Below are 12,432 nucleotides of genomic sequence, written 5' to 3'. Positions count from 1 at the left end.
CAACCTCATAAGCATAAATTAATTCGAATGGCTAATAGTAGATTCACATAGTGATAGGAAGGAACTGTGCTTAATGGAGGTTTTTTTATACCTTGGCTTTTATGGAATGCCGCTGCTTTGCCTCGGCTTTCTCGTCTCTCTTCTCCGAGCTGTCAAGCGGATTCAAAAAAATGAAAGATACCGCAATGAATTGTTATGGGGCTGGCTGTTTTTCAGCCTGATCTGCTGGACTTTATTTTTCGTTTCATTCACCTAATAGACTCAGATTGACCGTTCCAGTTTTATTTCAAAAACCGGGTTGGTGATGTACTCCATATAACCTGGTCTTCCTTTAAAATCCAAATAGGCTTGATATCGGATTCTTATAGCTGTAGCCATTTATAAACTTCCGTATTGGAGTAGACCCCGATTAGATCTAATACTTCAACCTCGATACCGCTCTCCTCTTTTATTTCTCTTACTAGAGCTGCAATCGAGGCGAATCGGGATTATGCTTTTGGCCGCTTCAGCGGACACGTTATGAAGGATGGGTATGAACGATTTTACTCGGAATGGCTGAAGAGGTAAGCTGACCTGGATTACGATTAAAAGGGGCTCAATGCCAGTTGGAACATTTTTCTATCAGAGAATAATGATTATTCATAAGTATCCCACTAGGCGAGCTGGATTGTACAATTAAATTGTAAATAATCATCGCTTTTATTTCGGGTAAATGAAAACATCTTCCTCATCGACGGATCGCTGTTGAAGATGTCGTATCTCAATATCAGTGCGAGAAGGCGGCGTATGCCACTTCCTCGTACTCACTATAATCCTTGCCTGTAGAAACTCCCCGTAAGCCGCAAACCCCAGTCTATCCTCTCTTTCCAGAAGAACCTTTATTCAAATTTTTTATTAGACTCTTCTCCATATCCCTCTATGCAATTTGCGAGACAACAAGATGTGCAGAGACAGGCCTTGTTCCTCCAGCGAGTGGGGTGATGGTTAAAGCCGTAGAATTTCCAGCAGGATTGCGTACGGTGAGAATTGTATTGATTACGGTCGTTTGCACCATTGCCATTCCTACGATCTGAGAAGTACCTGTTGCTCGCCCGACTACCGTATTGGCTAGGTCAACACCATTAAGAGTTAAAATTAATTGGCCTGCTTCATCCACACTCACCTGAAACAAGACCTGGTATATGCCAATCGCAGCTAAGTTAAATGAACTGGGACCCGTTCGAGTAATAGTAGTCCCACTAGTAGGTCCATCTTGCGGAAAACTCACGTCTGTACCCGGGGCAACCGTTGCTGCATTATCAGGGGGCATCAACGCAAAGAAATCTGCAAACCCTAAGACACTGCCCGCTGCACCTGTCGCACCTGTCGCACCTGTTGCTCCTGTTGCACCTGTTGCACCTGTCGCACTTGTTGCTCCTGTTGCACCTGTTGCACCTGTTGCTCCTGTTGCTCCTGTTGCTCCTGTTGCACCTGTTGCACCTGTTGCTCCTGTTGCACCTGTCGCACTTGTTGCTCCTGTTGCACCTGTTGCACCTGTTGCTCCTGTTGCTCCTGCCGCACCTGTTACACCTGTTGCACCTGTTGCACCTGCCGCACCTGTTGCTCCTGTTGCTCCCGCAAATCCTGATGCCCCTGTCGCTCCTTGAATTCCTTGAGGCCCTTCTGGACCTGGAGGTCCTGGAGGTCCTGGAGGACAATTACATCTTCCCATAATCTCATCTCCTATTACACAAAGATGATGCATCTTATTCAAATATCCAAAAAATAAAGATTATAAAAGCCTATTTGTCTAAAAAATAGGTGAAACGAACCGTGTATTCGCTTATTTTTTCACTCAGCCAAGATATTGTCCCAATCCATATGTCCACACTGGCATAAGTTAAAAAAAATATAGCGAGGAGAGATTAATTTGGGAGTTTGTCCATTAATTGCAATTCTCGTGAATAAAAACAGCAGAAAAAAGAGAATTCTGGAGCTGTATCAACGTTTCCATAATCTAGATCTGAAACTTTACGCTTTTACTCCGGCAGATATCCTTTGGAAAGAACAACGTATCATTGGGCTTAGCCTGAAGAAGGGCATCTGGAAGCAAAGTTTATTTCCGTTTCCTCATGTCGTCTATAACCGTTGTTATAACAAAAATTCAAAAACCCTTCAAAGGCTTGAAAATGTTATAGGCACTAATAAATGCTTTAATACGATCAATTTTTTTAATAAATGGGATCTCAACAATCTATTGATACAGTCAAATCTTAAATCCTATGTACCTGAGACATTCATATATAATGAAAGAAGTGTATCAGAACTATTAGAGAAATATAGACTAGTATATATTAAACCTTTTTACGGATTTCAAGGGAAGTCTGTTTATCGAGTTGAACGTACGGATAATGGAGATACTCTGATCTCTTTACACAGCTTGGCCCCAAGTCATATTTTCAGAAAAAATATGATTAACCAGGAGGAAATGGACAAACTATTCGGAATGGAGAACTTTATGATTCAGCAAGGGATTCGTACAATTCAACTTGATAATCAATTTTTTGATATTCGGGCCCTTGTTCAAAAAGATATTCTCGGTGAATGGACAGTTTCCGCTATAACATGTAGAGTGGCGTATGAAAATTACTATAATACGAGTATGTGTGAGACCATTTATGATACTGCAGACATTCTTCCACGCTTATTGTCGCCGGATAAAGTGAGTGGAATCCTGCAATCATTGTATGAAATAAGTATCATGGCTGCACAAGAAGCAGAAACTCACATGGGTTTATTGGGAGAATTGAGTGTCGACTTTGTACTAGACGAACAGAGACAGCTATGGATTATCGAACTTAACGGAAAACCTCAAAAAAATATATATAAAGATTTTAGGGATTTTAAACGCACCATTTATCGCAGACCTATGGAATATGCTTATTATCTTTCTCAATTCTAACTATGTACCCCACCCCAAAAGAATAAATTCTCTATTATTGAAAATAAATAATCCCATTTCAATTAGCTCCTTCTTCATTTTTGTCATGCAAAAAGAAACCTTTCTTTGGTGAAATGGAAGTACAATCAGCCATTTCAACAGGAAAGGTTCTTGGCATCGAAGTTAAATGATACTGGCATCAAATACTTCTGTTCAATATCTTTTTCCATTCATGATTCGTCTCGACTTAGATCGTTCGTTCCAATTTTATTTCAAAAACCGGGTTGGTGACGTACTCCATATAACCCGGTCTTTCCTTAAAATCCAAATAGGCTTGATAGCGGGTTCTTATAGCTGCAGCTGTTATTAAATCAAGCGCCCGCTCTTTTTCGATCCACCGGGTTTCTAGTGTTTCCTCGGAAGTGCATAGTTCTCCCCCCACCGATTTACACGTAAAATCAAGCATTACTTTAGTAGGAACGTCCGTTACACCATCATACCATTTATAAACTCCCGTATTGGAGTAGACACCTATTAGATCTAATACTTCAACCTCGATACCGCTCTCCTCTTTTATTTCTCTCGCTAGAGCTGTAATCAAGTTTTCGCCTGCTTCCACTTGTCCGCCAGGATATACCCAGCCGCCATGTACCGTTTTTACCAAAAGCACCTGTCCCTGTTCATTTTCGACTACACCGCCTACCGCCACAATATGAGTTGGCATTCCCATGCTTAATGACCTCCTTAAACTTTTCCATGAAGTTCTTCATGCGAGTTAAAGTTCCTTTATTTTTATGATTTTCTTGGAAAATTACAAGATCAAAAAAAGCTGCGAATACGCAGCCTCACTTAAAAATATAATGCCTGCCGCCATCTCTCAGCGGAAGGCTTTTTGTCCCGACTTATCATGCCGGCTACCAAGACAACAAGCATTAAGAGCAGAAACACGATGGAATAGCGGAATATTCCGGCATAACCGAACAGCTGCACCACGCCTCCGAGCAGAACCGAACCAAGAGCGATCCCTCCATCCATTCCGATAAAGAAGGCGCTGTTGGCGGCTCCGCTCCGGTCTGGCAAAGCCCTTCCGACCGTCCATGCCATAATGGAAGGTTGGACCGATCCGAACGAGAGACCGTACAGGACGGCCGCAGCGCCAAACCATGCCCAATTATCCGCAGTGGAGAGAACAGCTAGCGCGGCAATTCCAGCTATTACTCCCGGAACTATCGCCCAGCTAGGTCCGGTCGAGCGCATAACCCGCGAACGGCCGCACAGCGACTGCAGCAAGCGTAATAAGACCGACGAGCAACCCAGCGGATGCTCCGTCCACATTGTCCTTTAGATAAACGGGCAAGATTGGCAGCAACATTTGAAACGATATGAAAAGCAGCAGATTGCAAGTGCAGACCAGAAAGAAGGTTCTTGATCGATAGTTTGCATATGCTAAAGCCATTTGTCCTGATGCTCCTTCATGATCTTAATCTGCTTTTCCAACCGCTTCTGAACTTCATCCATTGTTTTCTTTTGCTCAATTACCTCAATTAATTTAGCTTCATAGTGTAACAGCAGTTCTTCGCAGTATTCATCCTTTTTCCCATTCTGCTCGGATTCGGCCATCTCAGGATGCTCGCAATACAAAATGGTTTTGATCTGCTCCGTTGTTAAACCTAATCCCAGGTACATCTGAATCGTATTGATTAATTCCACAATTGAATCGTCGAAATCGCGGTAGTTATTGTCTTGACGAGAAGCAGTAAGCAATCCTTTCTTTTCGTAGTAACGGACGGATCTGGCGCTGGTTCCAGTCAATTTTGCTATTTGGCTTATTTTCAAATGACTGCCGCTCCCTTCTGAACGTTGCTTAGCTTCATCATAAGGTATGACACTAGTGATAAGGTCAAGATCTTTTTTATAGTTCCTCGAAATCCTTCGATTTTACCGGAATAAGGCTTCTCAGTTCCGTTACGCATTAAGGTGCATTAAACCGTTATGGCAGATAAACGAAGACAGGAGGAAGCTGAGCTTGGCTCAGTCTCCTCCTGTCTTGCTGATGCTACTTTATTTCGTGTACATTTTAGGGCTTTTAGGACGGAACCCGTTGTTGCACTATTATATCGCTTCGTTTTTACCAAATACTAACTCTGTCCTCCGGGGCAATGTACATCGCATCACCTTTTTTGACACCAAATGTGGAGTAGAACTCGTCGGTGTTGGCAATAACGGTATTTACTCTGATCTTATGCGGTGAATGTCGAGAAGTTACAAGAAACACTTGTTCAAATTCAGGACTAGTTTTTCGTCTCCACATGGAAGCCCAGGATTGATAGAACTCTTGCAGATTGGCATCCGGCAGCTGTTTTACCGCTTCGAGAGCGCCCGTTAGTCCGCCAATGTCTCCTATATTTTCGGATACGGTCATTTTACCATTGATTTTTTGGCCGAAATACTCCACTCCATTGTATTGGTCAATAACAGTCTGCGCGACTTCTTCGAAATTCTTGTAGTCCTTTTCCGTCCACCATCTTCTCAAATTTCCAACCTCGTCATACTTGGCTCCATTTGTATCAAATCCGTGAATAATTTCATGCCCGATAATAGCGCCTATAGCACCATAATTCCGGCTTGCGCTTTGGTTTTTATCATAAATTGGCGCCTGTAGAAACGCTGCGGGAATCGTCGCCGTGTTCGTCAACGCCAGATAGGATGCGTTCACTGTATTTGGCGACAAGAACGTCCAATCATTCCGGTCAACGAGCTGATCTATTTTTGCGAAGTTGTTTTTCATAATCATCGTTTGCATGAATCGATCGTTCTCATATAACGTCTTCGTTGCATCCACCTTCAGCAACGAATAAATGTCTGCGAGCTTGTCTGGATAACCAACGAGCATATTCATATTATCCAGTTTTTTGATCGCTTCCTTCTTCGTTTGCTCCGACATCCAATTATTTTTCAACAGCTTGTTTTTGTAAACTCCAAGCATGTTTTCAATCATATTCGTAACATCCTGCTTTGCTTCCGCGCCAAGGTATTTCTTCCCATAATAGTATCCGGCAACATATTGGAAGGGTGAATTCACAATATTATAAATCGTTTCTTCCATTTTCTCTTGACCCAACAGCGCTTTTTTCAATTGAGCCGATGCCTGTACAAACTCATCGGATAACAAAGGCGCGGATCTTAATACAAAGGTCGCGTACGTCCAACTTTTCATTTTGTCCCAATTGTTTTCATTGATAACCTTGTCCAAGTTCTCAAAATACTTTACTTGTGCGATAGAAATATGCTCTGGAGCTTTGCCGACAACATCCACCAGGAATTTTTCCAAGTCCATATTATTACTGTATGCTTTTAACTCCGTGATCGTTTTCGGGTTATAAATCAATTCGAAATTGGCAAGTTCTGCCGAGCTTAGAGAGTATTGCATATAATCTTTTTCGAAAGCCACCGCTTCACCGGAAATTCGATCTGCTTCTTGTTTCGGTTCCCCGACCATTACCAATAGTTCTGACAGCATTTTTTTGTATAACCCTAAAAAGGTTTCGCTCTGAGGGTTTTCTGGCGAGTAGAAGCTCTTATCCGGCAGCGCGGGTACAGGAACATCGATATATAGAGCGTTTTTTTTCGCATTTTTCATATCAGGCAAAGGGAACATAGCAAATGGTAGGCCAAATCCTCTAAAATAAAGATCCTTTTGATTTCCTTCAAATTCTTCCAAGCTATTTATCGATTTAATTGCTGCGATGTCCGCCTTAATGGCTTCATATCCCTGTTTGTTTAAGGTTTCTCTGTCGGCGGCAAGCTTGTAAAATTTAACCATGTTGCCGATCTCATCATCGGTTTTATCACGTCCTTCAGCCGCCATTTTGGTCAGATCCGCGGATAACAGCTCCCTTACATCCGTACCGAGTTCTTCAAAGTAGCCTGTAGTCTTTTTACCTGCTGGCAATTTTGTAGACGCAAGCCATTCCGCATTTACAGCGTTATAAAAGTCGTCTTGCAGTCGAACTTTTTTATCGGTGGACTTGGAAGAAAGATTAATCCGGCGCGACGATGGGTCCCAAGCAACTTTATAACCCGCAGCCCCGGCCACAAAACGAAGCGGCGCATAAGTCACATTCCGAATTTGCTTAGGCGCCGTATTAACCTTGACTGATTTTCCATTTGCAGTAGCGTTTGTGCTGCCAATTTGCATAGATAAAGAGAAGTTTTCTTTTGTACCGCTGATCGTACGGGTCGATTCAACCCAATTCACTTTCATACCGAGCTTCTCCAAAAGCGGGCGTATTGGAACGAGTGTCACCCCTTTTTCGATGATCGGTTTATTGAACTGGATTTGCTTGCCGTTTATCCATATGGTTGAGGCATCATCGGATGCATGTACAGAAGAGACTCCAGTCGCAAGCAGGCTTAAGGATAGTAGGACGGCACTGAATTTTTTCATACATACACTCCTTCTCTTAAAATTACTAAGCAGTAACTATTCCATGAACTTTTACCAAACACTAACTCTGTCCTCTGGGGCAATGTACATCGCATCGCCTTTTTTGACACCAAATGTGGAGTAGAACTCGTCTGTGTTGGCAATAACGGTATTTACCCTTACTTTATTTGGCGAATGTCGAGAGATTATAGAAAACAATTGCTCATACTCAGGACGAGCCTTTTGTCTCCATGCAGTCGCCCAGGATTGATAGAACTCTTGCAGATTGGCATCTGGCAACTGTTTTGCCGCTTCAAGAGCACCCATTAGTCCGCCAATGTCTCCTATATTTTCGGATACGGTCATTTGTCCATTAATTTTTCGGCCCAAGTACTCTACTCCATTGTATTGCTCAATAATAGCCTTGGATTTTTTTTCAAAGTTCTTGTAATCCTCTTCCGTCCACCATCTTCTTAAATTTCCAACCTCGTCATACTTGGCTCCATTTGTATCAAAGCCATGAGAAATTTCATGCCCAATAATAGCGCCTATACTGCCATAATTCTGACTTGCGCTTTGATTTTTATCGTAAATTGGCGCCCGGAGAAACGCAGCAGGAATCGTCACCGTGTTTGTCAGCGCTAGATAGGAGGCATTCACTGTATTTGGTGACATCATCCACTCATTACGATTAACGGATTGATCTATTTTGGCAAAGCTGCTTTTCAGAATCATCGTTTGAATGACAAGATTATTCTCATATAACGTTTTATTTTCATCCACCTTTAACAACGGATAAATGTCATCTAACTTGTCTGGATAGCCAACGAGCATGTTCATATTGTCCAGTTTTTTGATCGCTTCTTTTTTGGTTTTGTCCGACATCCAATCATTTTTAAGCAACTTGTTTTTGTAAACTCCAATCAGGTTTTTAACCATATCCGTAACATCTTGCTTGGCTTCTGCTCCAAGGTATGTCTTGCCATAATAATTTCCAGCAACATACTGGAAGGGTGAATTTACGATATTGTAAACCGTCTCTTGCGTTGTTTCTATTTTTTTATGACCTAATAGTGCTCTCTTTAATTGAGATGATGCCTGTACAAAATCGTCGGATAACAAAGGAGCAGATTTTAATATAAAGGTTGCGTACGTCCAGCTTTTCATCTTCCCCCAATTCTGCTCATTGATAATCTTATCCAAGTTTTCAAAATACTTTATAGGCGCGACAGAAATATGCTTCGGGGCTTTTCCAACAACATCTACCAAAAATTTTTCCAGATCAATATTGTTGCTGTATGCTTTTAACTCAGTGATCGTTTTCGGGTTATAAAGCGACTCGAGATTGCTAAGTTCTTGTGAGCTTAATTTATATTGTATGAACTCTTTTTCGAAAGTTACCGCTTCACTAGCAATTCGATCGGCTTCTTGTTGCGTTTCCCCGACCATTACCAATAGCTCCGACAGCATTTTTTTGTATAATCCTAAAAATACTTCGCTTTGAGGATTTTTAGATTCATAGTAGCTCTTATCCAGCAACGCAGGTTCAGGCACATCGAGATATAGAGCCGTTTTTGTCGCATTTTTCATATCAGCCATATAATACAAACCAAATGGTAAGGCAAGTCCTCTAAAATAGAGATCCTTTTGGTTTTTTGCAAAGTCTGCCAAACTGTTTATCGATTTAATTGTTGCGATATCCGCCTTAATGGCTTCATATCCCTGTTCCTTCAGCTTTTCTCTGTCAGCAGCAAGCTTGTAAAATTTAATCATATTACCGATCTCGTCATCGGTTTTGTCGCGTCCTTCAGCTGCCATCTTGGCCATATCCGCGGACAACAGCTCTTTTACCTCCGTACCGAGGTCTTCTAAGACACCTGCACTCATTTTATCCGCTGGCAATTCCGTGGACGCAAGCCATTTCGCATTTACAGCTTCATAAAAGTCGTCTTGCAGTCGGCCTTTTGCCGCTTCATCGGTCGACTTTGAGGTAAGGTTAACCTGGCGCTGCGATGGGTCCCAATCAACTTTATATCCCGCAGCCCCAGCGACAAAACGGAGCGGCGCATAAGTTACATTCTGAATTTGCTTAGGCGCAGCATTGACCTTAACTAATTTCCCATTTACAGTTGCATCCGTGCTGCCAACTTGCATAGATAAAGAAAAGTTTTCTTTCGTGCCGCTGATCGTACGGGTCGATTCAACCCATTCCATTTTCATACCGAGCTTCTCCAAAAGCGGACTTATTGGAACTAACGTCACCCCATTCTCGATGATCGGATCTAATTTATTGAACTGGATTGACTCGCCATTTATCCGGACGGTTGAGGTTTTATCTGATGCATGTACAGAAGCGACGCCACTAGTAAGCAGACTTAACGAAAGTAATAGAGCACCGATTTTTTTCATACCTACACTCCTTCTATTGAAAGTAACTAAATAGCAACTATTTCCTATCCTACAAGCGTCAATGAAACAGAACCTAAACGAATAGATGAACAGAAGCTTAACTTCCCCCCCGCTGTTTAGGTTGTGTTAATGTGCGTATTCTACGATGAGATAGGGTGAAATGATGATAAATCTAGTCGATGTTAAAATCGCAATTGTTGACGACGAGCCTTCGATTGTCACAATGCTGCAAATGGTGCTTCGCAGGGAAGGTTTTCGGCAGCTATACGTGGCTTCAACCTGCGCGGAAGCGCTTGACTTAGCGGCGCGCGCTGCCCCCGATATCATTCTGCTCGACATTATGCTTCCCGACGGCAGCGGACTGGAGCTCTGCTCCAAACTCCGTGAATACGGAAATCCTCATATATTGTTTTTGACGGCTAAAGCTTCCGATCTCGATGTCCTGCGAGGCTTTGCCATGGGAGGGGATGATTATATAACGAAGCCCTTCAATCCCCTGGAGGTAGCAGCAAGAATTCAAGCGCGCATACGTCGTCTAGAGCCGGAAGCTCCTACAACCGATTCCGCGATACGACCCGATATGGGAGTTTACCGATCCCACCGCTTCACCGTCAATGAGGCAGAGGGCGAGCTGATCGTGGATGGGAATCCGGTTTCTTGTCCAGCCCAGGTCTTTCAGCTGTTGGTGCATTTCTGCAAGCATCCCGGGATCGTATTTTCCAAAACACAGCTCTACGACAAGGTTTGGGGCATTAACGGCCATGGGGACGACTCGACGGTAATCGTACATATCCGGCGCATACGAGAGCGGATCGAGATCGATCCCGGCAATCCGCAGCTGCTGCTTACCATACGCGGGATCGGCTACAAGCTAGTGAAGGAGTCGCAGGAGTGATGAAGATAAGGCAGCGTATGGCCTTCCACTTCACGTATCAATTAATCTTTTTTTCCTTGCTAATTGTGGTTGTTACTTTGGCTGCGCTCTTGATGTTTTTACAGAACATGACAAATAATGAGCTGCGCCGGGGCTTTCCAATCGGTGCCCTGCAAACAATTGCTCTAGAGGCTAAATACAAGGATGGAACGATTCGGATTCCCTCTAAATGGGGCGAGCTCTTCGAGGAAAAAGGAATGTGGCTACAGATTGTCAATGCCAAAGGGGAAGTGATCTTCGGCGTCAATACAACTACTCAGCCAGCGCTACCGGCTGTCTACTCCAGCGCTCAACTGCTCGATATTCAAAAGACACGGACATCAGGGAAATATACGGTTCACACTGAGCTGAATTTTACTTATAACGAGCCGCTCTTATACATACTGGGCTACCCTAATCCTGACCTTGACCAGCTCGTGGCTTGGTTTGATGATTACGAACAGCAGGGAATGGTGCAGAGCAAATCGCTTCTCCTTCTGGATCAGCAACTGCGTGAAAATGATAGCTATCTGCAAGTAATCAACCCCTCGGGTCATATCGTACAAGACATCGGCGATGAAAAATTTATGCAGAAGGCATATCGTCCGCTAGACATTCTGGCCATCCAGCAATCGCCCGGCAACTACGACACAAATATTGTCGCGCACCGGGACAAGCTCAGCGGGATGACCTGGGTGCTCTATACGACCAATGCAACGGGAAAACTTCTGAAACATCCTGCGCTGGATATGGCAACTCGCAACCTCTTCTGGTTTTCAGGTCTGATCCTGCTTTTGGCCTTACCTATCTCCATCTGGCATGGCTACCGCTACAGTCAACCACTGATTCTGTTTACAGGCTGGTTCGAACGTATGGGCCGCGGACAGTACGATCAAGTGCTGACCACCAAGGACAAACGCAAAATATTCCGCCGAGACGGCAAGATGCGAATCCGCTACAGACTCTATAAGGAGGTGGTTGAATCCTTCTATCAGATGACCCATAAATTGGCCCAAATGGAGAAGGAGCGCGAGAGGCTGGAAAAAGCGCAAGAGGATTGGATGTCAGGGATATCTCACGATCTGCGCACACCTCTGTCCACCATTCAAGGTTATGGTTATATGCTGGAGAGCTTGCCGGAGCAATGGAGTTCAGAGGAGATGCGGATTATGGGATCGACAATCCGTGAAAAGGGAGATTATATGCTTGAGCTGATCTCCGACTTCTCTATGATTCATCAGCTTAAACAGGGTGATTCGATCATGGAGCTGCGGGAGATGGATTTGGATGAGCTAGTACGTAATTCCGTACTAAAGTACATCAACGACAGTACCTTGTCGGAGTATCATTTCCGCTACATTGGGAATGAGCGTCCTCTGCTGATAACGGCCGATGAAACCTGGCTGCATCGTCTGATGGACAATCTGCTGTCCAACGCTGTGAAGCATAATTCGCGGGGCGTAGTTATCACCGTCTCTATCGGCAGGGTGAACAACCAGGCATTCATTCGAGTCATCGATAATGGCAAAGGGATGGATGAGGAAACGCTGCATCATTTGTTTAATCGTTATTACCGCGGAACCAATACGGATGAGTCAACGGTCGGCTCAGGACTCGGAATGAGCATCGCCAAAACGATCGTTGAAGCACATGAAGGTAAAATTCAAGTACAATCCAAGCTGCGTCAAGGCACTAAAATTGAGATCTTGCTGCCCTGTTGAGCTTGTGGCTGGGGAGCTCGTAACATCCGGGGTCAAGGGGCGT

General features: G+C 43.7%; 11 protein-coding genes. 4 read left to right on the top strand and 7 right to left on the bottom strand.

The window, feature by feature from the left end; all coding sequences use genetic code 11:
* Window positions 1-73 precede the first annotated feature (73 nt).
* Window positions 74-256 (top strand): hypothetical protein, encoded by a 183-nt coding sequence (locus tag CGZ75_RS03255; RefSeq protein WP_089522849.1) that lies wholly within the window; start codon window positions 74-76, stop codon window positions 254-256.
* Window positions 257-916: 660 nt separating this feature from the next.
* On the opposite strand, the gene CGZ75_RS26135 is transcribed toward CGZ75_RS03255, so the two are convergent.
* A complete protein-coding gene (locus CGZ75_RS26135; RefSeq protein WP_141136650.1) occupies window positions 917-1,711 on the bottom strand; it encodes a collagen-like protein in 795 nt (264 codons plus the stop codon).
* A gap of 198 nt (window positions 1,712-1,909) precedes the next feature.
* Here CGZ75_RS26135 and CGZ75_RS03245 point away from each other — a divergent pair, with 198 nt between their 5' ends.
* Window positions 1,910-2,941, top strand: coding sequence for a YheC/YheD family endospore coat-associated protein (locus CGZ75_RS03245; RefSeq protein WP_089522848.1), 1,032 nt, complete (start codon window positions 1,910-1,912; stop codon window positions 2,939-2,941).
* Between the two features lie 226 nt (window positions 2,942-3,167).
* On the opposite strand, the gene CGZ75_RS03240 is transcribed toward CGZ75_RS03245, so the two are convergent.
* The 6 genes from CGZ75_RS03240 to CGZ75_RS03220 form a co-directional block, all read right to left on the bottom strand.
* Window positions 3,168-3,650: an NUDIX hydrolase gene (locus tag CGZ75_RS03240; RefSeq protein WP_089522847.1), complete on the bottom strand. Its 483-nt coding sequence runs from the start codon at window positions 3,648-3,650 to the stop codon at window positions 3,168-3,170.
* Between the two features lie 119 nt (window positions 3,651-3,769).
* Window positions 3,770-4,177, bottom strand: coding sequence for an MFS transporter (locus tag CGZ75_RS03235; protein WP_176444660.1), 408 nt, complete (start codon window positions 4,175-4,177; stop codon window positions 3,770-3,772).
* Entirely contained in the window at window positions 4,158-4,376 is a 219-nt protein-coding gene (locus CGZ75_RS25025; RefSeq protein WP_176444659.1) for a hypothetical protein, read from the bottom strand. The genes CGZ75_RS03235 and CGZ75_RS25025 overlap by 20 nt, the downstream gene beginning before the upstream one ends.
* On the bottom strand, window positions 4,367-4,756 hold the full coding sequence (locus CGZ75_RS03230) for a MerR family transcriptional regulator (protein ID WP_089522845.1): 390 nt from the start codon (window positions 4,754-4,756) through the stop codon (window positions 4,367-4,369). The genes CGZ75_RS25025 and CGZ75_RS03230 overlap by 10 nt, the downstream gene beginning before the upstream one ends.
* 292 nt (window positions 4,757-5,048) lie before the next feature.
* Window positions 5,049-7,367 (bottom strand): M13-type metalloendopeptidase, encoded by a 2,319-nt coding sequence (locus CGZ75_RS03225; protein ID WP_089522844.1) that lies wholly within the window; start codon window positions 7,365-7,367, stop codon window positions 5,049-5,051.
* Window positions 7,368-7,418: 51 nt separating this feature from the next.
* Entirely contained in the window at window positions 7,419-9,755 is a 2,337-nt protein-coding gene (locus CGZ75_RS03220; protein ID WP_089522843.1) for a M13-type metalloendopeptidase, read from the bottom strand.
* Between the two features lie 163 nt (window positions 9,756-9,918).
* On the opposite strand from CGZ75_RS03220, the gene CGZ75_RS03215 reads away from it, so the two are divergent.
* Together CGZ75_RS03215 and CGZ75_RS03210 are read left to right on the top strand one after the other, a co-directional pair.
* Window positions 9,919-10,650 (top strand): response regulator transcription factor, encoded by a 732-nt coding sequence (locus CGZ75_RS03215; RefSeq protein ID WP_089524528.1) that lies wholly within the window; start codon window positions 9,919-9,921, stop codon window positions 10,648-10,650.
* Window positions 10,650-12,389 (top strand): HAMP domain-containing sensor histidine kinase, encoded by a 1,740-nt coding sequence (locus CGZ75_RS03210; RefSeq protein WP_089522842.1) that lies wholly within the window; start codon window positions 10,650-10,652, stop codon window positions 12,387-12,389. The genes CGZ75_RS03215 and CGZ75_RS03210 overlap by 1 nt, the downstream gene beginning before the upstream one ends.
* Window positions 12,390-12,432 lie beyond the last annotated feature (43 nt).

Origin of the sequence: Paenibacillus herberti, assembly GCF_002233675.1 — a bacterium.
Classification (GTDB): domain Bacteria; phylum Bacillota; class Bacilli; order Paenibacillales; family Paenibacillaceae; genus Paenibacillus_O; species Paenibacillus_O herberti.
Note: the sequence above shows the minus strand (reverse complement) of the source record. Positions and strands in the feature narration are given on the sequence as shown.

Excerpts from the sequence above, each read along its gene's own strand:
- CGZ75_RS03210 (WP_089522842.1), top strand. The coding sequence starts at position 10,650 with ATGAAGATAAGGCAGCGTATGGCCTTCCACTTCACGTATCAATTAATC.
- CGZ75_RS26135 (WP_141136650.1), bottom strand. The coding sequence starts at position 1,711 with ATGGGAAGATGTAATTGTCCTCCAGGACCTCCAGGACCTCCAGGTCCA.
- CGZ75_RS03220 (WP_089522843.1), bottom strand. The coding sequence starts at position 9,755 with ATGAAAAAAATCGGTGCTCTATTACTTTCGTTAAGTCTGCTTACTAGT.
- CGZ75_RS03255 (WP_089522849.1), top strand. The coding sequence starts at position 74 with ATGGAGGTTTTTTTATACCTTGGCTTTTATGGAATGCCGCTGCTTTGC.
- CGZ75_RS03225 (WP_089522844.1), bottom strand. The coding sequence starts at position 7,367 with ATGAAAAAATTCAGTGCCGTCCTACTATCCTTAAGCCTGCTTGCGACT.
- CGZ75_RS03215 (WP_089524528.1), top strand. The coding sequence starts at position 9,919 with ATGATAAATCTAGTCGATGTTAAAATCGCAATTGTTGACGACGAGCCT.
- CGZ75_RS03235 (WP_176444660.1), bottom strand. The coding sequence starts at position 4,177 with ATGCGCTCGACCGGACCTAGCTGGGCGATAGTTCCGGGAGTAATAGCT.
- CGZ75_RS25025 (WP_176444659.1), bottom strand. The coding sequence starts at position 4,376 with ATGGCTTTAGCATATGCAAACTATCGATCAAGAACCTTCTTTCTGGTC.
- CGZ75_RS03240 (WP_089522847.1), bottom strand. The coding sequence starts at position 3,650 with ATGGGAATGCCAACTCATATTGTGGCGGTAGGCGGTGTAGTCGAAAAT.